The sequence below is a fragment of the Streptacidiphilus sp. MAP12-20 genome (genome assembly GCF_041262525.1).
GTDB lineage: Bacteria > Actinomycetota > Actinomycetes > Streptomycetales > Streptomycetaceae > Streptacidiphilus.
Window position 1 is genome coordinate 61,011 of record NZ_JBGCCK010000009.1, and the last position, 22,500, is coordinate 83,510.

Consider the following 22,500-nt stretch of genomic DNA (forward strand, 5'->3'; position numbering starts at 1 on the left):
CTAGCAGGACGGAGGGCCGCTGCGCTTCCCCGTCCTTCCTAGCAGCGGACAGGTCAGGGCGCTGTCGGGAGGCTGCCCGGCTGCTCCGCTCGGGGGATTCCCTCACGTACCCTCGCTAGTCGGGTCCACCAGCCGAGCGGGTCGGCTGACGGACCGACGAGGAGAATGGCCGACATGGGACGTGGCAGGCTGCGCATCTACCTCGGGGCTGCCCCCGGGGTGGGCAAGACGTACGCCATGCTCGGCGAGGGCAGGCGCCGGGAGGAACGCGGCACCGACGTGGTGGTCGCCTTCGTCGAGACGCACGGGCGGTCCCAGACGGCCGCACAGGTGGACGGTCTGGAACTGCTGCCGCGCGCGAGCATGCAGCATCGCGGCGTCGAGTTCACCGAGATGGACGTGGACGCGGTGCTGCGCCGCCGTCCGTCCGTCGCCCTCGTCGACGAGCTCGCCCACACCAACATCCCCGGCTCCCGCAACGCGAAGCGCTGGCAGGACGTCGAGGAGCTGCTGGACGCCGGGATCGACGTCATCTCCACGGTCAACATCCAGCACCTGGAGTCGCTCGGCGACGCCGTCGAGGGCATCACCGGCGTGCGACAGCAGGAGACCGTGCCGGACGAGGTGGTGCGCAGGGCCGACCAGATCGAGCTGGTCGACATGGCTCCCGAGGCGCTGCGCCGCCGCCTGGCGCACGGCAACGTCTACGCGCCGGAGAAGATCGACGCCGCGCTGGCGCACTACTTCCGGCCCGGCAACCTCACCGCGCTGCGCGAGCTGGCGCTGCTCTGGGTCGCCGACCGGGTCGACGAGTACCTGCAGCGCTATCGCGCCGAGAACCACATCGCCTCCACCTGGCAGGCCCGCGAGCGGATCGTCGTCGGCCTGACCGGCGGTCCGGAGGGACGCACACTGATACGCCGGGCCGCCAGGATCGCCGCCAAGGGGTCCGGCAGCGAGATCCTGGCCGTCTACGTGGCCAAGAGCGACGGCCTGACCAGCGCCTCGCCCAAGGAGCTCACCGTGCAGCGCGGGCTGGTCGAGAACCTCGGCGGCAGCTTCCACCACGTGCTCGGCGACAACGCCGCCGAGGCGCTGCTGGAGTTCGCGCGCGGGGTGAACGCCACCCAGATCGTGCTCGGCAGCAGTCGGCGCAAGGCCTGGCAGTGGATGCTCGGGCCCGGCGTCGGCGCGACGGTGGCCCGCGAGGCGGGCGACATCGACGTGCACATCGTCACGCACGAGCAGGTCGCCCGCGGCCGGGTCCGGCCGATCCGCAGGATCGCCAGCCTGGGCCTGCCGCGCACGATCGCCGGGTGGCTGGTCGGCGTGGCCGGGCCGCTGCTGCTGACTTGGGTGCTCACGCTCTTCCCGAGCACCAGCGCCACCCACACCGAGATGCTGCTCTACCTGGGCCTGACCGTGGGCGCCGCGCTGCTGGGCGGGCTCTTTCCCGCGCTGGCCTCGGCGGCGGTGGGCTCGCTGCTGATCAACTGGTACTTCACCCCGCCGCTGCACACGCTGACGATCAACTCGCTGGAGAACATCCTGGCGATGACGGTCTTCCTGACCGTGGCGCTCTCGGTGGCCTATGTCGTGGACCTGGCCGCCCGACGCACCAGCGAGGCGGCGCGCAGCCGGGCCGAGGCGGAGACGCTGAGCTTCCTGGCGGGCAGCGTGCTGGGCGGCGCGCACGGGCTGCCCGCGCTGCTGGAGCGGGTGCGGGAGACCTTCCAGATGGAGTCCGTGGCGCTGCTGGAGCGGCCGGACGACTTCTCGCCCTGGCGTACGGCGGGCTCACTCGGCCCCGACCCGGTCTCCCGCCCCGAGGACGCCGACGTGGACGTCCCGGTCGGCGACCGGCTGGCGCTGGCGCTGAGCGGCCGGATGCTGCCCGCCGGGGACCGGCGGGTGCTGGTCGCCTTCGCCGCGCAGGCCGCGGTGCTGCTGGAGCGGCGCCGACTGGAGGAGGAGGCCGCCGAGGCGCGCCGGCTGGCCGAGGGCAACCGGATCCGTACCGCGCTGCTCGCGGCGGTCTCGCACGACCTGCGCACGCCGCTGGCGGGGATCAAGGCCTCGGTCAGCTCGCTGCGCTCCGAGGACGTCACCTGGGAGCCCGAGGACGAGGCGGAGCTGCTGGCCGGGATCGAGGCGGGAGCCGATCGCCTCGATCATCTGATCGACAATCTGCTCGACATGAGCAGGCTGCAGACCGGAACGGTCGTGCCGATCGTTCGGGAGATCGATCTGGACGAGGTCGTTCCGCTGGCGCTGCTGGGCGTCCCCGGGGACGCGGTGCGCACCGACATTCCCGAGGCGCTGCCGATGATCTCGGCCGACCCCGGCCTGTTGGAGCGGGCGCTGGGCAACGTCGTGGAGAACGCGGTCAAGTACAACGCGGGCGCGGCCTGCAGCTTCGTGGGCGTCTCGGCCAGCGTGCTGCACGGGCGTGTGGAGGTGCGGGTCGCCGACCACGGTCCCGGCATCCCCGACGAGGCCAAGGAGAAGGTCTTCGAGCCCTTCCAGCGGTACGGCGACGCCCCGCGCGGGGCGGGCGTGGGGCTCGGCCTCGCGGTGGCCCGCGGCTTCGTCGAGGCGACGGGCGGCACGCTGACCGCCGAGGACACGCCGGGCGGCGGGCTCACCATGGTGTTCACTCTTCCGTGTGCGCACAGCGCGGGCCCGCCCGGTGCGAGCGCACTGGGTGCGAGCGCGCAGGGAAGCGAGCAGCGGTCCGATGGGGAGCCTGCCCTTGTGACCGACCCGACCGATCGTTGCGCCGATCGACCGATCGGTCGGCCGTTTGAGAAGCAGACCGAAAGGCAGCAGCGTTCATGACCCGGGTCCTGGTCGTCGACGACGAACCACAGATCGTCCGCGCCCTGGTGATCAACCTCAAGGCTCGCCACTACGAGGTGGACGCGGCCCACGACGGGACCTCCGCGCTGGAGCTCGCCGCTGCCCGCCACCCGGACGCGGTCCTGCTCGACCTCGGGCTCCCCGACATGGACGGCACCGAGGTGATCCGCGGCCTGCGCGGCTGGACCAAGGTGCCGATCATCGTGCTCTCGGCCCGGCAGACCTCGGACGAGAAGGTGCAGGCCCTGGACGCGGGCGCGGACGACTACGTCACCAAGCCCTTCGGCATGGACGAACTGCTGGCCCGGCTGCGCGCGGCCGTGCGGCGGGGCGCCCCCGCGGGCCCGGACGCGGAGAGCGCCGTCGTGGGCACCGCGACCTTCACCGTCGACCTGGCGGCCAAGCGGGTCAGCCGGGACGGCGCGGACATCCGGCTCACTCCGACGGAGTGGCACCTGCTGGAGGTGCTGGTCCGCAACAGTGGTCGGCTGGTGAGCCAGAAGCAGCTGCTCCAGGAGGTCTGGGGCCCCGCCTACGGCACCGAGAGCAACTACCTGCGGGTCTACATGGCACAGCTGCGGCGCAAGCTGGAACTCGACCCCGCGCATCCCCGACACTTCGTCACCGAGCCGGGCATGGGATACCGCTTCGAGCCGTGAGGCCGACCGGCGACTGCCGAGGCACACCTGGCAGTGCCTCCTGTCCGGGGGCCGGTCGGGCTGTACCCTTCGGGCATGAGCAGTGAGATCTCCAGCGCGCGCCCTCAGGGGCGGTTGCGACGCATGTTCAATCGGCTGGGAACCAGCAATGAGGAACTGAACGCGGAGCAACTGCGGCAGGACGCCGAGGAAACCGGCGCCACCCCCATCGCGGCCTGCGGCGACCGCCAGGAGGTCACCGTCACGGGCACCCTGCGCGCGGTGACGCTGCGCCCGCGCGCCGGCGTACCGGCACTGGAGGCCGAGCTCTTCGACGGCACGGACGCGATCGACGTGGTCTGGCTCGGCCGTCGCTCGATCGTGGGAATCGAGCCGGGCCGCAAGCTGATCGCGCACGGTCGGGTCAGCCACGCGCGCGGCCGTCGGGTGCTCTTCAACCCGAAGTACGAGCTTCGTCCCGTCGGGCAGGAGTGACCGCGTGAGCCATCGCTCCCCGGGCCCGGCCGTCGAAGCCGCGCCGACCTCGGTCGACACCTCGCTGATCGACGCGTTCGGCGGCGTTCGCGGCATGGTCGAGATGACCATCCCCGGCCTGGTCTTCGTGGTGCTCTACACGATCACGCAGGGCCTGGCGGCCTCCACCTGGTCGGCCGTCGGCGTGACCGTGCTGCTCGTCGTCTGGCGACTGCTGCGCAAGGAGACCCTCAAGCACGCCTTCGGCGGTGTCCTCGGCGTCGGCATCGGCGCGTTCATCGCCATGCAGTCGGGCAAGCCGCAGGACTTCTACCTGCCCTCGATGCTCTACGGGCTGGCGCTGATGGTCGCCTACGCGGTGTCCGCGCTGGTGCGCTGGCCGCTGCTGGGCCTGATGCTGGGCCCGGTGCTCGGCGAGAACATGACCTGGCGCACGCAGAACCCCGGCCGGCTGGCCGCCTACACGAAGGCCACCTGGGTCTGGGTGGCGCTCTTCGCGCTGCGCGCGGCGATCCTCTTCCCGCTCTACTGGGCGGGCCAGGTGACCTGGCTGGGCGTCGCCAAGATCGGTCTCGGTGTGCCGCCGTGGCTGGTGGCGATCTACCTGTCCTGGCTGATCCTGTCCAAGGCTCCGCCGCCGATCAAGGTCAACCTCGACGCGGACGCGGACGACAACGCCGGCACGGACGACAACGCCGGCGCGGACGAGAACGCCGGCGCGGGCAAGGACGCGGGTGAGGTCGTGGCGCGGGAGGCGGAGCGGGCGGTCGACGAGGCCGTCGACGACGTCCTGCGGGATCTGGCTTCAGGCCCGGTGCCGCAGCGGTCGACCGAGAGTCGGTCGGACCACCGCTGACGCACCCGGTCCGGAAGACGGCGAACCCGTCCGACGGCAGCGTTCCCCACGTGACGCACCGGTGGTTCGAGTCACCGGTGCTGATCTTGCCGTGCGCAGCACACAGGCCGATAACATCCGCATAATGGAGCATCCACAGGCGAGACCCGGCCCCCGATTCCGCTTCGGCCTGCTCGGGCCGGTGACGGCGCAGACCGCGGGCGACGGTGCCGTGGACATCTCCTCGCCCAAGGTCAGAGCGCTGCTCGCGGCGCTGCTCCTGGAAGCCAACCAGCCGGTCTCCCGGGAGCGGTTGACCGTCGCGCTGTGGGGCGCGTCCCCGCCCGCCACCGCGACAGCCGCGCTGAACAACTCCGTGCTGCGGCTGCGCCGCGCGCTCGGCGCCGAGCGGCTGCGGACGGCGGCCCCCGGCTACCTGCTGGCGGTCGAACCCGGCGAGCTCGACGCCGAGGTCTTCGCGACCCGGGCCCGCGCCGCGAGCGAGGCACGGACGCGCGGCGACTGGACCGCGCTGGAGCGTGAGTGCGGCGCGGCCCTCGAGCTCTGGCGCGGCGCGCCGCTGGCCGACCTGCCCGAACTGGCCGAGCAGGAGGCGCCACGCCTCCAGCACCTGCAGGAAGCCAGGCTCCAGACGCTGGAGTGGCGTGCCGAGGCCCAACTGCACCTTGGGCAGGAGCGGGACGCGATCTGGGAGCTGACGCGCGCGGCGGCCGAGCACCCGCTCCGCGAGGTCTTCCACGAACAGCTGATGCGCGCGCTCTACCGGGTCGGCCGACAGGCGGACGCGCTGGCCGTCTTCCACCGGATCCGGACCACGCTGAGTGAGGAGCTCGGCATCGACCCAGGGCCTGGGCTCGCCGCGCTCTACCAGCAGATCCTGGCGGCGGAGGCGGAGGGACCCGCGAGCCGGGAGCCGGAGGTCACGGCCGCTGACAGCCGGGCGGCGGAGGTGCGGGCGCCGGGCAACGGAGAGCAGGGTGAGGAGGCGGCCACCGCCGCCACTCCGCCGCTGCCCATTCCTTCGCAACTGCCAGGCGCGCCGGCCGACTTCACCGGGCGCGCGACCGAGGTCGCCCTGCTGCTCGACCGGCTCGACCGGCTCGACCGACCCGAGCGGCCCGGCGCCGCAGGGGCCGGGGTGCGGATCTGTACCGTCACCGGGACCGGTGGTCTCGGCAAGACCTCGCTCGCCCTGCACGTCGCCCACCGGCTCACCGCACGCTTCCCCGACGGCCGCCTCTACGTCGATCTGCGCGGCGTCTCGTCCGCCCCCGCAGAGCCCGCGGACGTGCTGGCCGACTTCCTGCGCGACTTCGGCGTCCCCGATGAGGCCATACCCTGCGGCGTCGAGGCGAGGGCGGCCCGGTTCCGCAGCCTGCTGGACGGCCGCCGGGTACTGCTGGTGCTGGACAACGCCAGGGACTCCGCGCAGCTGCGGCCGCTGCTGCCGGGCTCCGCCGAGTGCGCCACGATCGTCACCAGCCGCCGTCGGCTGGCGGGCCTGGCCGGGGCGACCCTGGTCGACCTGGAGCGCCTGGACGCCGAGGCCGCCAGGGAGCTGTTCACAGCCGTCGTGGGAGCCGAGCGGGCCGAGGCGGAGCCGGAGGCGACCGAGGAGGTGCTGGCCCGCTGCGCCGGCCTGCCGCTGGCGTTGCGGATCGCCGCGGCGCGGCTCAGCCACCGGCGTGGCTGGAGCGTCGCGTCGATGGCGGCCCGGCTGGCCGACCACAGCCGTCGGCTGGACGAGCTGCGCGCGGACGACCTGGCCGTGCGGGCCAGCTTCCAGATGAGCTACGAGAACCTGGTGGACGTCGATGCAGCCAGAGTTGGCGGTGTCGGGCCGTCAGGCCGCTGTCCGCAGCGCGTCTTCCGGCTGCTCGGACTGGTGCCGGGACCGGACATCGGACTGCTCGCCGTCGCCGCGCTGCTGGGCCGACCGGTGGCCGCCACCGAGGACGTGCTCGAACTCCTCGTCGACGCCTGCCTGCTGGAGAGCCCCGCGCCCGGCCGCTACCGGATGCACGACTTGCTCCGCGTCTTCGCCGCCGAGCGCGCCGAGCTGGAGGAGAGCGAGGCGGAGCGCGACCGGGCGCGGGCGCGGATCGTGCGCTGGTACCTGCTCGGCATGACCGAGGCCGATCTGGTGCTCTTTCCCGGCGAGGCTCGCCCCGAGGCGCTGGAGACGGCGGACGACGGTCTCCCTGAGCACCGCCCACTGGGCCTCAAGGACAGAGGCCAGGCCCTGGAATGGTGCGCGGCGGAGCGCGTCAACCTCGTCCAGGCCGCGCAGCTGGCCGGCCGGCACGGGCTGGACGAGTACGCGTGGCGTTTCTGCTCGGTGGCCTGGGCGTACTTCTACCGGACCTCCCACATCGAGGACTGGCTGGCGACGGCCGACGCCGGGCTGGCCAGTGCGCGAAGGATCGGCCGACCCTTCGCCGAGGCGACCGTGCTGACCTCCCGCGGGGCCGCGCTGATGCGGCTGCGCGAGCCCTGCCGGGCGCGGGAGGCGTTCGTGGCCGCGCTGGTGCTCAGGGAGGAGATCGGGGACATCAGCGGGCAGATGGCTCTGTTGAACAACCTCGGACTGCTCGCGCAGCAGGATCAGCGGGACGACGAGGCGCGCGACTTCTTCCGGCGTGCGCTGGACCTGGCTCTCGGGCTCCCCGCCGGGCCGAAGCGCACGTTCACGGTGGGCTCGATCTACGGCAACCTCGGCCAGTCCGAACTGACCCTGGGCCACCACGAGGAGGCGCGGGCCTGCTTCGAGCAGAGCCTGGCCCGTGCGCGGGAGGTGGGCAACAGCTCCTCGGAGGCGGCGGTGCTGTGGGACATCGGCCGCTCCTGGCAGGAGCAGGGCCGCCACCAGAAGGCCCTGCCGTACCTGGAGCAGGCTGTGGTCGTCGCCGAGTCGACCGGTTACCAGGTGATGCAGACGATGGCCCTGGCCGCTCAGGCACGGGCGCTGGCCGAGCTGGGCCGCCCCGAGCCGGCGCGCGCACGCCTGGCCGAGGCGCGCGCACTGCTGCCCGCGCTGGACAGCATGAGCGTCGAGGAGGCACGCGCGCAGCTGGATCTTGCCGAGCGGAGCTGCGCGGCTGCGGGCTGAACGGGTGCAGTCAGCGCCGAGAGTCAGCGCCGAGAGTCAGCGCCGAGAAGCAGCGCCGAAAGCCGCGGGGCGGTCGGGTCCGTGGTGGACCCGACCGCCCCGCTGCAGTCATGCCGCTGTGCCGCTAAGGCTCAGCTGTCGCTCGGCGAGAGCAGCGCCTCCAGCTCGGCCTCGCGCTCTGCGGTGGCTACGAAGAGCAACTCGTCGCCGCCCTCCAGGGTGTCGCTGCCCGAGGGCACCAGGACCCGGCCCTCGCGGATGATCGTCACCAGCGCGGTGTCCTCCGGCCAGGAGATCGACTTCACCTGCGTGCCCACCGCCGCCGCGTCCGCGGCCAGGGTCAGCTCGACCAGGTTGGCGTCGCCCTGGCTGAAGCGCATCAGGCGGACCAGGTCGCCGACGCTCACGGCCTCCTCGACCAGCGCCGACATCAGGCGCGGGGTGGAGACGGCCACGTCCACGCCCCAGGCCTCGTTGAAGAGCCACTCGTTCTTCGGGTTGTTGACGCGGGCGACGACCCGGGGCACCCCGTACTCGGTCTTCGCCAGCAGCGAGACCACCAGGTTGACCTTGTCGTCACCGGTCGCCGCGATCACCACGTTGCAGCGCTGCAGCGCGGCCTCGTCCAGTGCGGTGATCTCGCAGGCGTCGGCCAGCAGCCACTCCGCCTGCGGCACCCGCTCCACCGAGATGGACTTCGGGTTCTTGTCCACGAGCAGCACCTCGTGGCCGTTCTCCAGGAGCTCCCCGGCGATGGAACGACCCACCGCACCGGCTCCGGCGATTGCTACGCGCATCAGTGCTCCTCCGGACCCTTCGAGAAGACGGCCTCGACGGCCTCCAGATCGGCGGTGCGCATCATCATGTGCACGAGGTCGCCCTCCTGCAGCACCGTCTCGGCGGTGGGCAGGGTGCCCTGGCCGAGGCGGGTGATGAAGGCGACGCGGACCTGCGCGGCCTGCTCCAGCTTGGCCAGGCGCTGCCCGATCCAGGCTGGGGCCACCGGGACCTCGGCGAGCTGGACCGCGCCGCTCGGGTCCTGCCAGTGCGGCTCCGCGCCGCTGGGCAGCAGCCGGCGCAGCATCTGGTCGGCCGTCCAGCGCACGGTGGCGACGGTCGGGATGCCCAGGCGCTGGTAGACCTCGGCACGGCGCGGGTCGTAGATCCGCGCCGCGACGTTCTCCACGCCGAAGTTCTCCCTGGCGACCCGCGCCGCGATGATGTTCGAGTTGTCGCCGCTGCTGACAGCGGCGAAGGCACCGGCCTCTTCGATCCCGGCCTCACGCAAGGTGTCCTGGTCGAAACCGACCCCGGTCACGCGCTTGCCGGTGAACTCCGAACCGAGACGGCGGAACGCCGTGGGGTCCTGGTCGACGACGGCGACCGAGTGACCCTGCTTCTCCAGGGTGCGCGCGAGGGTTGACCCCACGCGGCCGCAGCCCATGATGACGATGTGCACGACCGTCCTTCCGGTGTCGGTGTCTCGTGCTCGATAGTGACACCCGCTTAACGCCTTCTTGTCACCAGGGTGGCATTGCGGACACGATTTGGAACGCACTGGGCATGAACCCGGTACCCATCTGCACGGTGTTCTCACACCACGCGGCCACCAGGTGTTCCGGGCCCGGTACCTGCGAAGCCGTCGTAATTCGACCCTCCTTGCCTGCGAACCTTCGGAAGCATCTACCATCCTGCTCGTGTCAAAACTCACAGACCTGCCGAAGCGAATCCTTATCGGCCGCGCGTTGCAGAGCGACAAGCTCGGCGAGACCCTGCTGCCCAAGCGGATCGCCCTGCCGGTCTTCGCCTCCGACGCCCTCTCCTCGGTGGCCTACGCCCCCGAGCAGATCTTCCTGGCCCTGTCGGTGGCGGGCATCGCCACGATCTCCTTCTCCTGGTGGGTCGGGGCGGTGGTCGCGCTGGTCATGCTCGTCGTCGTCGCCTCGTACCGCCAGAACGTCCACGCCTACCCGAGCGGCGGTGGCGACTACGAGGTCGCCACGGTCAACCTGGGCGGCAACGCGGGCCTGACGGTCGCCGCGGCGCTGCTCGTCGACTACGTGCTCACCGTGGCCGTCTCCACCACCTCCGGCGTCGCGAACATCGTCTCGGCGCTTCCGTCGCTGCACGGTCACGAGGTGCTCATCTCGGTGACGCTCGTGGTGCTGCTGATGGCGATGAACCTGCGCGGCGTGCGCGAGTCGGGGACCGCCTTCGCCATCCCGACCTACGGCTTCATGGGCGGCATCTTCGTCCTGATGATCTGGGCGGCCGTGCGGGACATCGGCTTCGGCACGCACATGCACGCGGCCAGCGCCGGCTTCACGCTGGTGGCGCAGCCGGGCCACCTCGACCCCACCGGCATCGCATTGGTGCTGCTGCTGCTCAAGACCTTCTCGTCCGGCTGCGCCGCGCTGACCGGTGTCGAGGCGATCAGCAACGGCGTCCCGGCCTTCCAGAAGCCGAAGAGCAAGAACGCCGCCACCACGCTGCTGCTGATGGCGGTGATCGCGGTCACGATGCTGATCGGCATCATCTGGATGGGCAACCTGACCGGCCTGAAGATGGCCGACAACGTCTCCCAGCTGCACGGCGCCCCCGCGGGCTACCAGCAGAAGACGGCGATCGCGCAGATATCCGAGGCGGTGTTCAGCAACTTCACGCCCGGCTTCTACTTCATCGCCGCCGTCACCGGCCTGATCCTGGTGCTGGCCGCGAACACGGCCTTCAACGGCTTCCCGGTGCTCGGCTCGATCCTCGCCCAGGACCGCTACCTGCCGCGTCAGCTGCACACCCGTGGCGACCGGCTCGCGTTCTCCAACGGCATCATCCTGCTGGCGGGCGTCGCGATCGTCTTCATCGTCGGCTACGGCGCGGACCCGAACCGGCTGATCCAGCTGTACATCATCGGCGTATTCGTCTCCTTCAACATGAGCCAGACCGGCATGATCCGGCACTGGACCAGGCTGCTGAAGACCGAGACCGACCCGGCCGAGCGACGCCGGATGATGCGCAGCCGGGTGATCAACGCGATCGGCCTGGCCTGCACCGCCTGCGTGCTGGTGGTCGTGCTGGCCACCAAGTTCATGTCCGGCGCGTGGATGTCCTGCCTGCTGATGGTGGTCTTCTTCGTGATGATGAAGGCGATCAACAAGCACTACACCCGGGTCTCCGCCGAGCTGGCGCTCGACGACGCCGAGGACGAGGAAGAGGCGCTGCCGGCTCGCGTGCACGGCGTGGTGCTGGTCTCCAAGCTGCACAAGCCGACCCTGCGCGCGCTTGCCTACGCCCAGCTCTCCTCGCGCAGCAGCGCGCGGCTGGAGGCGGTCACCGTGGACGTCGACCCGGCCGACACCAAGGCGCTGCAGGCCGAATGGGAGCGGCGCGGCATCGAGGTGCCGCTCAAGGTGCTGCACTCGCCCTACCGCGAGATCACTGGACCGGTCGTCGAGTACGTGCGGCAGTTGCGCAGCCGCAACCCGCGCGACGTGGTCACGGTCTTCATCCCGGAGTACGTCGTCGGGCACTGGTACGAGCACCTGCTGCACAACCAGAGCGCCCTGCGGCTCAAGGGCCGGCTGCTGTTCAAGCCCGGGGTGATGGTGACCTCGGTACCCTGGCAGCTGGAGTCCTCCGAGCGTCGCCGCAAGCCGCGCCCGTGGGTCGCGCCGGGCCAGGTCCGGCGTGGCGACATCGGACGCCGCGACGAGCGGCCGACGAAGGCGGCCTCCGTTGCCGCCGACAGCGGCAGCACGACACCCTCGGCCTAAGGAAAACCAGGCGTGACCTCCCGCCGCAGCACCCCGCGCGCCAACCCGCGTACGCGCACCGCTTCTCCTGCCACGCCCGAATCGCCCTCGCTGGTCGGTGAGCGTTACGAGGTCGAGGTGGGCCCGGTCGCCCACGGCGGCCACTGCGTCGCCCGGCACGAGGGGAGGGTCCTGTTCGTCCGGCACGCGCTGCCGGGCGAGCGGGTCGTGGCGGAGGTCACGGACGGCACCGCGTCCTCGAAGTTCCTGCGCGCGGACGCGGTGGAGGTGCTGGAGCCTGCAAAGGAGCGGGTCACCCCGCCCTGCCCGTACGCGGGGCCTGGGCTCTGCGGCGGCTGCGACTGGCAGCACGCGACGCCGGGCGCGCAGCGCAAGCTCAAGGCGGCCGTGCTGACCGAGCAGCTGCGCAAGCTGGCCGGGCTGACGCCGGAGCAGGCGGGCTGGGACGGCAGCGTCGAGCCCGCTCCCGGCGACAAGCTCCCGGCCGGCGAGGTGCCCGCCTGGCGCACTCGGGTGCAGTACGCGGTGGACCAGGTGACCGGCCGGGCCGGGCTGCGCCGCCACCGTTCGCACGAGGTGGTGCCGGTCGAGCGCTGCCTGATCGCCGCGCCGGGCGTGCAGGAGCTGGGCATCGAGCAGCGCGACTGGCCGCAGATCGCCACCGTCGAGGCGATCTCGGCGACCGGCTCCTCGGACCGGGCGGTCATCCTCACTCCGGTCGAGGGCGGGCGGCTGCCGATCGTCGAGCTGGACCGGCCGGTGTCGGTGCAGCGGATCGACGACCACGGCGGGGTGCACCGGGTGCACGGGCGCAACTTCGTCCGCGAGCGGGCGGCCGGGCGGACCTGGCGGGTCAGCGACGGCGGCTTCTGGCAGATCCACCCGGCCGCCGCCGAGACGCTGGTCGGCGCGGTGCTGGCGGGCCTCGCGCCGCGCGAGGGTGAGAACGCGCTCGACCTGTACTGCGGGGTCGGGCTGTTCGCCGGCGCGTTGGCGGACCGGATGGGCGAGGGCGGCGCGGTGCTCGGCATCGAGTCGGGCAAGCAGGCGGTGGCGGACGCGCGGCACAACCTGTCGGATCTGATCGAGGAGAAGCGGGTCAGGATCGAGGTCGGCCAGGTCGAGAAGCTGCTGCCGCGCACAGGCATCTCCGAGACGGACCTGATCGTGCTGGACCCGCCGCGCTCCGGCGCGGGCCGCGAACTGGTGGCGCACCTGGCGAGCCTGGGCGCGCGCCGGATCGCCTACGTCGCCTGCGACCCTGCTGCGCTCAGCCGCGACCTCGGCTTCTTCGCCACGGCCGGTTACCGGCCGGTCTCGCTGCGGGCCTTCGACCTGTTCCCGATGACGCACCACTTCGAGTGCGTGGCGATTCTGGAGCCCGCGAGCGGGGAATGAGACCGCTACTGGCCAGTTTGGGCCTGTCCGAAAGCCGCCCCTTCCTGTGCTAGCGGAATCGCGCTAGCTTCTAGGTATGAGTAAGAAACAGCTGAATGTCCGAGTCGACGCCACCACGGCGGAGATCGCTCGGGCCAGGGCGGAACAGGAGGGGATCAGCATGAACCAGTACATCGAGAAGCTGGTCCAGCAGGACATGGGAGAGACCGGCCGTGCCTTCGTGGATGCCGCCGCGCAGTTCATGAAGGAGTACGAGGCCGCGTTCCTCGCCGAATTCGGTGGTGAGCGAGAGGGCACGGGTACGCGCCGTTGAACATCGAGATCGACCTGTCCTGGCTGCTCATGGTCGCCGAGCAGTACACACCTGGCGACCCCCGGGTCACCGACTACGGCTCCCTGGTCGCGGCGGTGACCCGGCATCAGGCGGAGATCTTCGATGTGCTCGTGTACCCGGAGCCTGAGGACCGCGCTGCGGCGCTGATGCACCAGCTGATCCGGGTGCCCGCACTGGAGCGCAACAACGAACTGTTCGCCACGGCGGTGGCCTTCGCCTACCTGGTGGCGGGCGGCGCGACGGTGGCGACCACGACGCGCGAGATGCGCGCGTTGGCCCGCGCCCTGCGCGAGGGCCGGCTGGGCGTCGAGGGAACGGCGGAACGGCTGGCCGGATGGATCGTCGACCAGGCCCCCGAGGGGGCCGAGGACGGCGACGACGATGACGACGACGAGGAAGCAGGGGGCGAGCCCGAGGGCGGCGACGAGGGTGGCGCGCCGGGCGAGGCCGGGGACTGACCGCAGATGCTGCACGACGTGACTTCCTGGTTGCGCTGCCCGATCTGCGGCGCGGCTGACGACGACGGACTGACGCTCGGTCAGGGCGCGCTGCGCTGCCCGGCCGGGCACAGCTTCGACGTGGCCAAGCAGGGCTACGCCAACCTGCTCCCCGGCGGCGCGCACACCGGCACCGGGGACACCGCCGCGATGGTCGCGGCGCGGGTGGACTTCCTGGGAGCCGGGCACTACCTGCCGATCGCGGACGCGCTGGCGAAGGCGGTGTCGGCCGCTGCGGCGGAGCGCGTGGTCGACCTGGGCGCGGGGACCGGCTACTACCTGGCGCGGGTGCTGGACGCGGTGCCTGGCGCGTCCGGACTGGCCCTGGACATCTCCAAGTTCGCGCTGCGGCGCGCAGCCAAGGCGCATCCGCGCGCGGGCGCCGTCGTCTGTGACGCGTGGCAGCCGCTGCCGCTGCGGGACGGCGTCGCGGACGTGGTGCTGAACGTGTTCGCGCCGCGCCGGGGCGAGGAGATCCGGCGGGTGCTGCGGCCGGGCGGTGAACTGCTGGTCGTCTCGCCGAACCGCAGTCACCTGGGCGAACTGGTCGGCACGCTGGGTCTGCTCGGCGTCGACGAGCGCAAGGACGAGCGGTTGGCGATGGCGTTGAACCCCTATCTCGCGCCGGCGGGCGCGAGCGAACACACCTTCACGGTGAAGCTCACGCATGCGGAGGTCGCCACCGTGGTCGGGATGGGGCCGAGCGCGTGGCATACCGACGCCGACGCGCTGGCCGTGCGGATCGCGGCGTTGCCGGACCCGGTCGAGGTCACCGCGTCGGTGACGGTGAGCCGCTTCGTGCGCCCGCGAGGATGAGTCTTCACCTGGCCGGGTGAGCTGCGCTCCCCGCAGGGCGGACGGCGAGGCTGCTGTGACGTTTCGGCAGGCCGGAGGCGCACTAGCGTCGGACGGGTGAGCTCCTCCGCCTCCGCACTGCGTCCCGCCGTCAGCGAACTGCGCCTGACGGCGTTCAAGTCGTTCCGGGACGCGGTGCTGCCGCTGGGGCCGGTGACGCTGCTGCACGGGGTCTCGGGGGCGGGAAAGTCGAACGCGCTGGAGGGGCTGGTCGCCCTGGCCGGGCTCGCCGGGGGCGAGGAGGCTGCCGAGGCGCTCTCGGCTGTGCGGGGCGGCTTCGCCGGGTGCGTGCCCTGGGGGGAGACGGAGCTCCGGCTGGGCTGCTCGGTCGCCTCACCGGTCGGGGAGGTGCGGCTCGACGTGGCGCTCCGGGACGGAGCGGGCGGTCCGTTGGTGGTCTCCGAGCGGCTCACAGCAGGCGGGCGGCTGCTGGTGACCACGGGCGCGGTGGACGAGGCGACCGAGCGGATCGACGTCGCCTGGCACAGCGACGGGCGTCAGGGCGACATCCGGGCCCCGCTCTCCGCGCGCGGGCTGGCCACCGCGCAACTGCCGCTGCGGGTGGCCGGTGCGACGGCGGGGGAGCGGCTGGTGCTCGCGGCCGCGGAGCAGTTGCTGACCGCGCTGCGGGAGAGCTTCGCGCTGGATCCGGTCCCGGCGCTGATGCGTGCGTGGGTGCGCGCCGACGACGACGCGCGGCTGCGCGGTTCGGCGGAGAACCTGTCGGCGGTGGTCGCGCGGATCGAGGGGGAGTGCAGGATCCGCTTCGGCAAGCTCGCCCAGGCGGCGCGGACCATGAGCGCCGCGCCGGTGCACGGGCTCGGCGCGCTGCGGCGTCCGGGCGCGGACGGCGCGCTCTCGGTCTGCGCGGCCCTCGACGAGGCGGGTGGCCGACGGGTGGGGGCGGGGGAGTTGCCCGCCGGAGTGTTGCGGCAGTTGGCCTTCGCGACGGTGCTGCTGACCGGTCCCGGGGTGCTGCAGATGAGCCCGGCGGCAGAGATCCCGGAGGCGGAGCGCCTGCTCACGGTGCTGGCGGAGGGCCTGGACCTGGGCGTGGACCGGGCGCGGACGGTGGAACTGCTGCGGCTGGCGGTGGAGGTGGCGGCGCGCGGGCACGTGCGGCTGTTGGCGACGGCGGGGGACGGGGCGGCGGCTGCGTCGGTGGCGGGGGTCGGCTCGGTGCTGTGCCGCCGGAATCCGGCGTCCGGGCGGAGCGAGTTGGTCTCCGCGCCCGCTCCGGCAGAATGATCCGCATGGACAACCCGACTCCCGAGGCAGAGCCCGCAGCAGAGCCCTCGCTCACCGTCGAGATCCTGCAGCAGCGGCTGCGTGCCTTCGCGGCGGCGCGCGACTGGCAGCCGTACCACACGCCGAAGAACCTGGTGGCGGCGCTGAGCGTGGAGGCGGCCGAACTGCTGGAGATCTTCCAGTGGTTGACGCCGGAGCAAGCGGCGGCGGTGATGGCGGACCCGAAGCGGGCGCACCGGGTCGAGGACGAGGTGGCCGACGTACTGGCCTATCTGCTGCAGTTCTGCGGGGTGCTCGGGATGGATCCGCTGGCCGCGCTGGCGGCGAAGATCGAGCGCAACGAACTGCGCTTCCCGGCGGCGGAACCGCAGCCGCTGGACTGAGCCGAAGCCGGCTGTCACCCCTTCGGGTGGCCGAGTTTTCCACACCCCTCAGTTGTCCACAGCTCAAGGCACCTCGCTGTCGGCCGTCGGAGACGAGGCGGAGTCTGGGCGCAGACGGAGAGTCCGTCGGCTCGACTCCCTGGGGTGGGTGGCGTCATGGACGCACTGCGGCTGATCAAGGCGACCCGGCACGCGCTGGCCGAGGCGCGCACCGCGCCGGATGTGATGGTGGAGGCCTGGCAGGCCTGCCGGATGACGGAGTCCGTGGCGCAGACGGCCGCGTTGGCGCTGACCGAGCGGGCGCTGAAAGGCGGCGGCTGCGGGCCGGTGGAGATCGCCCGCGCCCTGGCCGAGGCCGGCGCGCACGCCGCCGAGTGCATCGGCCGGCCCCCGGACGAACCGGTGACGGGGGAGCGGGCCACGCGGCTCAGCGCGCTGGCGGATCTGGGCGCGGCGCTGCGGGAGCTGCGCGTGCTGATCCAGGAGGCGTCCGAGTCGCTGCTGGTGGTCGCCTGCGGCGCGGACGAACAGGAGCTGTACTGGAGTTGCGTCGACGGGGTCGACGCCGCCTTCCAGGCCCGCGAGCTCTCGACGGAGTTGCTGCGCGCGATCGACGAGGAGGCCGGCCCGGGCCCGGAGCAGGAGGGGCCGGGCTTCCGTCAGGTGGAGCGCGCGGCGCTCGGGCCGGCCGGCCGCGCGACGGGAGGGGCCGCGGTCAGGCTCGATCCGCCTCCGGGGTGATCGACGTGCCTTCGTGGGAGCGGGGGGCGGGCGGCTGCGCGGGCGGCTGGGCGGGCGGCTGCAGGTCGGCGTCGAGCTGGTCCAGGTCGGCGTTGAGCGCCGCCAGCATCCGCTCCATCTGCGCCAACAGGTTCTGCGGGCTCTCGGGTGCGACCGGTGCGTCGGACATGGGTGGGCTGACCCTCCAGGAAGCTGCGTACGGGGCCAGGCGGGCAGTGCCGGTCCCGTGCGGCCAACGAGCCGGGCAGGCCGCTGGTCACTGCCTGTCACACCGACGGGCGGCCCGCGCGGCCCGTGGTTCACCCCGATTCACTCCGAGGCGGGACACCAGGACGCGGCCGTCCCCCTGGTAGAGACGGGCCGGGCCCGCGCACGCGGGCCCGGACCCCCCGATAGGGGCATTCAGGGGCGCGAGGAACTGCGCGACCAGCGACGCTGACGTAGCGCGCCGCTCGCACAGTTCCCCGCTCATCGGGTGGTCGCCCAAACAAGGATCAGTTGTGCGCGTGCAGCTCCGCGTTCAGCCCGCCCCACGAGCCCGAGCGGGCGATGACCTCGACCGCACCGCTCTGCGAGTTGCGACGGAACAGCAGGTTCGACTGGCCGGACAGCTCGACCGCCTTGGCGATCTGGCCGTTCGGCGCGGTCACCCGGGTGCCCGCGGTGACGTAGAGACCGGCCTCGACCACGCAGTCGTCGCCCAGCGAGATGCCGATGCCCGCGTTCGCGCCGAGCAGGCAGCGCTGGCCGACCGAGACGACCTGCTTGCCGCCGCCGGACAGGGTGCCCATGATCGACGCGCCGCCACCGATGTCGCTGTGGTCGCCCACGACGACGCCGGCCGAGATGCGGCCCTCGACCATCGAGGTGCCGAGCGTCCCGGCGTTGAAGTTGACGAAGCCCTCGTGCATGACGGTCGTGCCCTCGGCCAGGTGCGCGCCGAGGCGGACGCGGTCGGCGTGGGCGATGCGGACCCCGCTCGGGACGACGAAGTCGGTCATGCGCGGGAACTTGTCGATCCCATAGAGGGCCAGCTGGCCGCCCTCGGCGCGGACGGCGAGGCGCGCGGCCTCGACGCGGTCGACCGGGGTCGGGCCGATGCTGGTCCAGGCGACGTTGGCCAGCAGGCCGAAGACGCCGTCCAGGTTCTGGCCGTGCGGCTGGACCAGGCGGTGGCTGAGCAGGTGGAGCCGGAGGTACGCGTCGTGCGCGTCGGCCGGCTTGTCGTCCAGCGAGGCGATGACCGTGCGGACCGCGATCACCTCGACGCCACGGCGCGCGTCCACGCGCAGCGCGGCGGCCGCGCCTGCGCCCAGTGCGGCCTCGGCCTCCTCAGCGCTCAGGCGGACAGTCCCGGCCGGGCCGACCGCGTCCGATCCCGCGGCGACCAGCTGCGGAGCGGGGAACCAGGTGTCGAGGACGGTGCCGTCGGCGGCGATGGTGGCCAAACCGGTGGCGACGGCGCCGCCCTTGGGCGAGGTGGAGGTGGAAGTCTCAGTAGTCACGCCTGCACGCTAACGAATCGGGCGCGCCGATGCCGAACCGTCCCGCTGGGCGGACTTCCGTGTCGGGTGACCGGATCGTTCCGCCAGGAGACCCGAAGAGGCCTTCTGCAGAACTGTTCCCGCAGGCCAGACTGAGTCTCATGAATCGCGCACTGATTGTCATCGATGTCCAGGAGTCCTTCCGCGCCCGTGCCGAGGAGTGGGCCGAGGTGGACAACCCGAAGATCGCCGAGCCGGTCAACCGGCTGGTCAGGCTGGCCCGCGAGCAGGGCGACACGGTCGTCTGGGTGCTGCACGCCGAGCCCGGCACGGACACCGTCTTCGATCCGGCTCTCGGCCACGTCCGGCTCCTGGAGGAGCTGGAGCAGCCGCTGCCGGGAGAGATCACCGTGCACAAGACCTCCCACAACGCGTTCACCACCACCAACCTGCAGCAGCAGCTGACCGAGCGTGGCGTGACCGAGCTGGTCCTGTGCGGGATCCGCACCGAGCAGTGCGTGGAGACCACCACCCGGGTCGGCAGCGACCTCGGTTACCGCTGCACCTTCGTCACCGACGCCACGACCACCAACCCGATCGGCATGCTCAGCGCCGCGGCGATCATCGAGCGTACGGAGGCGGTGCTGCGGGACCGCTTCGCGGACATCGCGACCGTCGACGAGCTGGTCGCCGCTGCTGCCGCCCTCGCCGCGGCCCCGGTTGCCACTGCGCGATGATGTCCGGGTGAGCAACCGCGTCGTCTTCCTGTTGGTGCCCGGGGTCCATCTGCTGGATCTGGCCGGACCCGCGCAGGTCTTCGGGACGGCCGGGGACTTCGGGTTCCCGTACGAGCTCGACTACGTCGGGGAGCGGGAGCTGGTGCCCAGCGCGCAGGGGCTCCCGTTGCACGCGCGGACCGACTGGCCCGCGCTGGACCGGGACGACCTGTTGGTCGTGCCCGGGTGGCGGGTGCCCGAGCTCGCAGTGACGGCCGCGGTGACCACAGCGTCAGCCGCATCCGTCGGCGTCCCGCTCGGCCCCGACTCGCTGGCGGCGCTGCGCGCGCACCACGAGGCGGGGGGCACGGTCGCGAGCATCTGCGCGGGCGCTGAGGCGCTCGGGGCGGCCGGACTGCTCGACGGCCGGCGCTGCACCACGCACCACGAAATCCAGGACGAACTGGCGCGCCGTCACCCGCGCGCCCAGGTGGTGCGGGACGTGCTCTACACGACCGACGACCGGGTGGTCACCTCGGCCGGCATCGCCTCGGGGATCGACCTGGCGCTGCATCTGGTCGCCGGCCGGCACGGTCCGGCCGTCGCCGCGCAGGTCGCCCGCGACATGGTCGTCTACGCCCGCCGCAACGGCCACGAACCGCAGGCCAGCGCGATGCTGCGGCACCGCGCCCACCTCGACGACGGCGTCCACCGGGTGCAGGACCTGATCGACGCGCGCTTCGCCGAGCCGCTGCCGCTCGCGTTGCTCGCGGGGCTCGTCGGGGTCAGCGAGCGCACGCTGACCCGCGTCTTCACCCGCGCCACGGGCGGCCTCACCCCGCTGCGGTACCAGCAGACGCTGCGCGTCGAACACGCGGAGCACCTGATCAGCCACGGCACGACCGTCGAGACCGCGGCCCGCGAGGTCGGCTTCGACGACGCCCGGATGCTGCGCCGCCTGCGCTCACGCCGCTCGGAGTAGCAGCGCAACGGGCGCACCCGGCGCACACATGGCTGGCACACGGCTGACACTCAGTCAACACTCAGTTTTCTCCAGGTCCTTACCATCCTCGGTCTTGTGACACCCCATGCCGGGGTGTGTGATGTGTTCTTGTCAGAACAGCCCCAGTCCCCACCGGGAGGCACCAGGATGTTCCGGATCCGACGCGGCACGACCGCGTTCATCGCCGCGGCGTGCGGCATCGCCTTAGCCACTCTCCTCGGTTCGGCCGCGCCCGGCACCGCCGCCTCGCGCACCCACGTGCAGTTGGTGCGCAGCCACGGCCACACCTACCGGGTCGAGACCCACGGCCGTCACGGCGTGATCCCGATGCGTGGCGCCCACGCCGTCCAGATGCGCCCCAACGCCGCCGCGGCGTCGGGGACTCTGATCTACAACGGCGGCCCCGTCCAGCACCAGGCGACCGTCTACCTGGTCTTCTGGGGCAGCCAGTGGGACAGCGACAGCAACGGCGTCCAGCAGTACCAGACCAACCTGTTCAGCGGCCTCGGCACCTCGTCGGACAGTTGGTCCACCGTCACCTCCCAGTACACCGACAACAGCGGCCAGGGCCCGACCTTCGGCGGCTCCGTGCTCGGCGGCACCTGGGTGGACGACGCGAGCGCCGCCCCCGCCGCAGCCGCACAGGCCGACATCGCGGCCGAGGCCGACGCGGGCGCCGCGCACTTCGGCGTCTCCGGTCCCGACGTCCAGATCGTCGTGATGAGCCCGAGCGGCACCTCGCCCGACGGCTTCCCCAACAGCGGCTTCTGCGCCTGGCACGACTACAACGGCAACGTCGCCTACACGAACATGCCCTACGTCCTGGACGCGGGCTCCGGCTGCGGCGCCAACTCGGTGCAGAGCCAGCTCGACGGCTTCAGCATCGTCGGCGGGCACGAGTACGCCGAGACGCTGACGGACCCGCAGCCCTCCAGCGGCTGGGTCGCCTCGGACGGCCAGGAGAACGGCGACCTGTGCGCCTGGCAGAACCTTGGCGCGGTCAGCCTGCCGAGCGGCTCCTTCGCCATGCAGCCGACCTGGAGCAACGCGGCCGGCGGCTGCGCGATGTCCGGCTGAGACCGGTTGTCCAGCTGAGACCGGTTGTCCGGCTGAGCCGAGCGAGAGGGCTGGGCTCGGAGCAAGCGGTCCTGACCGGTCAGGACCGCTTGCGGGCCATTCCGGCCCAGTAGTACGCGGCCTGGGGGTCGGCGGGCGCGGGCCCGTCCGGCCGCCAGGCCATGACCGGCACGATGCCGGGTTGGACCGGCTCCCAGTCGCCGAAGAAGCGGGCGACCTCGTCCTTGGTGCGCGGGGCCAGCGTGATCCGGCCCTCGTCCTCGGCGTCGACCACGGCGCCCACGGCCTCCGGATCGAAGTCCGCGGTGACGTGGGTCAGCGCCACGCAGCTTCCCTTCGGCAGCGCGTCCAGCAGCGCGGTGACCTTCTGCCAGGGGTCGTCGGCGTCGGGGACCAGCATCAGGACGCCCACCAGGACCAGACCCACCGGTTCGCGCAGGTCGAGGGTCTCCCGTAGAGAGCGGTGGCGCAGGATCGCCTTCGGATCGCGCAGGTCGGCCTGTATGAAGGCGGTGCGGCCGACCGGCGTGCCGGACATCAGGGCGCGGGCGTGGGCCAGCACGATCGGATCGTTGTCGACGTAGACCACCCGCGCGCTCGGGTCGGCCAGCTGGGCCACCTCGTGGGTGTTGTTCTCCGTGGGTATGCCGGTGCCGATGTCCAGGAACTGGCGGATTCCCTGCAGGTGCACCATGTGCCGCACGGCACGGCCGAGAAAGCGGCGGTTCTCCTTGGCCATGGCGCGAATCGTCGGGATGACCCGCTCGACGGCGTCCCCGAGCTCGCGGTCCGGGGCGAAGTTGGTCCGCCCACCGAGCCAGTAGTCGTACATGCGGGCCGAGTGGGCCACGCTGGTGTCGATCGCCGCAGGCTCCCGGCCCATGTCCTGGTTCATTCAGCCCGATCCGTCGCTCGCCACGCATACCTCAGGGAATGTGATCAGCACACCCTGACACGTGCTCCTTCAGTCGACAACTCCCCGAGGCCGAGATGTTGTTGCAGCGCTGGTGAGGCCTTCGGGTGCGGCCGGTACGCTG

Annotated in this window: 20 protein-coding genes and 1 pseudogene; 16 read left to right on the plus strand and 5 right to left on the minus strand. The window is 72.2% G+C overall.

Annotation, left to right across the window (positions count from 1 at the left end):
• Positions 1–174: 174 nt before the first annotated feature.
• The 5 genes from ABIA32_RS14235 to ABIA32_RS14255 all read left to right on the plus strand — a co-directional run bounded on the left by ABIA32_RS14235 (position 175) and on the right by ABIA32_RS14255 (position 7,957).
• Positions 175–2,838, plus strand: coding sequence for an ATP-binding protein (locus ABIA32_RS14235; RefSeq protein ID WP_370094773.1), 2,664 nt, complete (start codon positions 175–177; stop codon positions 2,836–2,838).
• The gene (locus ABIA32_RS14240) at positions 2,835–3,518 is read left to right on the plus strand and encodes a response regulator (RefSeq protein WP_370094775.1); all 684 of its coding nucleotides are present in this window, start codon (positions 2,835–2,837) and stop codon (positions 3,516–3,518) included. Before ABIA32_RS14235 ends, ABIA32_RS14240 begins: the two co-directional genes overlap by 4 nt.
• A gap of 75 nt (positions 3,519–3,593) precedes the next feature.
• Positions 3,594–3,992: an OB-fold nucleic acid binding domain-containing protein gene (locus ABIA32_RS14245; RefSeq protein WP_370094777.1), complete on the plus strand. Its 399-nt coding sequence runs from the start codon at positions 3,594–3,596 to the stop codon at positions 3,990–3,992.
• A 4-nt stretch (positions 3,993–3,996) separates the two neighbouring features.
• Entirely contained in the window at positions 3,997–4,848 is an 852-nt protein-coding gene (locus tag ABIA32_RS14250; RefSeq protein ID WP_370094779.1) for a DUF3159 domain-containing protein, read from the plus strand.
• Between the two features lie 124 nt (positions 4,849–4,972).
• Positions 4,973–7,957 carry a BTAD domain-containing putative transcriptional regulator gene (locus tag ABIA32_RS14255; RefSeq protein WP_370094781.1) on the plus strand — a complete coding sequence of 995 codons (2,985 nt, stop codon included), beginning with the start codon at positions 4,973–4,975 and terminating at the stop codon, positions 7,955–7,957.
• 131 nt (positions 7,958–8,088) lie between these two features.
• Here the strand turns inward: ABIA32_RS14255 and ABIA32_RS14260 are convergent, their stop codons facing one another.
• Positions 8,089–8,754, minus strand: coding sequence for a TrkA family potassium uptake protein (locus ABIA32_RS14260; RefSeq protein WP_370094783.1), 666 nt, complete (start codon positions 8,752–8,754; stop codon positions 8,089–8,091).
• A complete protein-coding gene (locus ABIA32_RS14265) occupies positions 8,754–9,416 on the minus strand; it encodes a TrkA family potassium uptake protein (protein WP_370094785.1) in 663 nt (220 codons plus the stop codon). The genes ABIA32_RS14260 and ABIA32_RS14265 overlap by 1 nt, the downstream gene beginning before the upstream one ends.
• A gap of 238 nt (positions 9,417–9,654) precedes the next feature.
• On the opposite strand from ABIA32_RS14265, the gene ABIA32_RS14270 reads away from it, so the two are divergent.
• The 8 genes and pseudogenes from ABIA32_RS14270 to ABIA32_RS14305 all read left to right on the plus strand — a co-directional run bounded on the left by ABIA32_RS14270 (position 9,655) and on the right by ABIA32_RS14305 (position 17,183).
• Positions 9,655–11,727, plus strand: coding sequence for an APC family permease (locus ABIA32_RS14270; RefSeq protein WP_370094787.1), 2,073 nt, complete (start codon positions 9,655–9,657; stop codon positions 11,725–11,727).
• 90 nt (positions 11,728–11,817) lie between these two features.
• Complete coding sequence (locus tag ABIA32_RS14275; protein WP_370095142.1) at positions 11,818–13,125, plus strand: class I SAM-dependent RNA methyltransferase; 1,308 nt, start codon at positions 11,818–11,820, stop codon at positions 13,123–13,125.
• A gap of 76 nt (positions 13,126–13,201) precedes the next feature.
• A complete protein-coding gene (locus ABIA32_RS14280) occupies positions 13,202–13,438 on the plus strand; it encodes a toxin-antitoxin system HicB family antitoxin (protein WP_037607421.1) in 237 nt (78 codons plus the stop codon).
• Positions 13,435–13,797: pseudogene (locus ABIA32_RS14285) on the plus strand (fic family toxin-antitoxin system, toxin component); the annotation flags it as partial. The gene ABIA32_RS14280 and the pseudogene ABIA32_RS14285, both read left to right, overlap by 4 nt.
• Before the next feature lie 126 nt (positions 13,798–13,923).
• Positions 13,924–14,772 (plus strand): putative RNA methyltransferase, encoded by an 849-nt coding sequence (locus tag ABIA32_RS14290; protein ID WP_370094789.1) that lies wholly within the window; start codon positions 13,924–13,926, stop codon positions 14,770–14,772.
• A 96-nt stretch (positions 14,773–14,868) separates the two neighbouring features.
• The gene (locus tag ABIA32_RS14295; RefSeq protein WP_370094790.1) at positions 14,869–16,059 is read left to right on the plus strand and encodes an AAA family ATPase; all 1,191 of its coding nucleotides are present in this window, start codon (positions 14,869–14,871) and stop codon (positions 16,057–16,059) included.
• A gap of 5 nt (positions 16,060–16,064) precedes the next feature.
• On the plus strand, positions 16,065–16,442 hold the full coding sequence (locus ABIA32_RS14300; RefSeq protein WP_370094791.1) for a nucleotide pyrophosphohydrolase: 378 nt from the start codon (positions 16,065–16,067) through the stop codon (positions 16,440–16,442).
• Positions 16,443–16,598: 156 nt separating this feature from the next.
• On the plus strand, positions 16,599–17,183 hold the full coding sequence (locus ABIA32_RS14305) for a DUF6099 family protein (RefSeq protein WP_370094793.1): 585 nt from the start codon (positions 16,599–16,601) through the stop codon (positions 17,181–17,183).
• Here ABIA32_RS14305 and ABIA32_RS14310 read toward each other — a convergent pair.
• Both ABIA32_RS14310 and dapD read right to left on the minus strand, forming a co-directional pair.
• A complete protein-coding gene (locus ABIA32_RS14310) occupies positions 17,158–17,352 on the minus strand; it encodes a hypothetical protein (RefSeq protein WP_370094795.1) in 195 nt (64 codons plus the stop codon). The two genes, ABIA32_RS14305 and ABIA32_RS14310, sit on opposite strands and share 26 nt — an antisense overlap.
• Before the next feature lie 325 nt (positions 17,353–17,677).
• Positions 17,678–18,688, minus strand: a complete 1,011-nt coding sequence (dapD, locus tag ABIA32_RS14315; protein ID WP_370094797.1) for a 2,3,4,5-tetrahydropyridine-2,6-dicarboxylate N-succinyltransferase — start codon at positions 18,686–18,688, stop codon at positions 17,678–17,680.
• 140 nt (positions 18,689–18,828) lie between these two features.
• Here dapD and ABIA32_RS14320 point away from each other — a divergent pair, with 140 nt between their 5' ends.
• The 3 genes from ABIA32_RS14320 to ABIA32_RS14330 all read left to right on the plus strand — a co-directional run bounded on the left by ABIA32_RS14320 (position 18,829) and on the right by ABIA32_RS14330 (position 21,463).
• Positions 18,829–19,404: a cysteine hydrolase family protein gene (locus tag ABIA32_RS14320; RefSeq protein WP_370094799.1), complete on the plus strand. Its 576-nt coding sequence runs from the start codon at positions 18,829–18,831 to the stop codon at positions 19,402–19,404.
• A 7-nt stretch (positions 19,405–19,411) separates the two neighbouring features.
• Positions 19,412–20,365 carry a GlxA family transcriptional regulator gene (locus tag ABIA32_RS14325; protein ID WP_370094801.1) on the plus strand — a complete coding sequence of 318 codons (954 nt, stop codon included), beginning with the start codon at positions 19,412–19,414 and terminating at the stop codon, positions 20,363–20,365.
• A gap of 168 nt (positions 20,366–20,533) precedes the next feature.
• The gene (locus ABIA32_RS14330) at positions 20,534–21,463 is read left to right on the plus strand and encodes a hypothetical protein (RefSeq protein WP_370094803.1); all 930 of its coding nucleotides are present in this window, start codon (positions 20,534–20,536) and stop codon (positions 21,461–21,463) included.
• 79 nt (positions 21,464–21,542) lie between these two features.
• On the opposite strand, the gene ABIA32_RS14335 is transcribed toward ABIA32_RS14330, so the two are convergent.
• Entirely contained in the window at positions 21,543–22,358 is an 816-nt protein-coding gene (locus ABIA32_RS14335; protein ID WP_370094805.1) for an SAM-dependent methyltransferase, read from the minus strand.
• Positions 22,359–22,500: the final 142 nt, after the last annotated feature.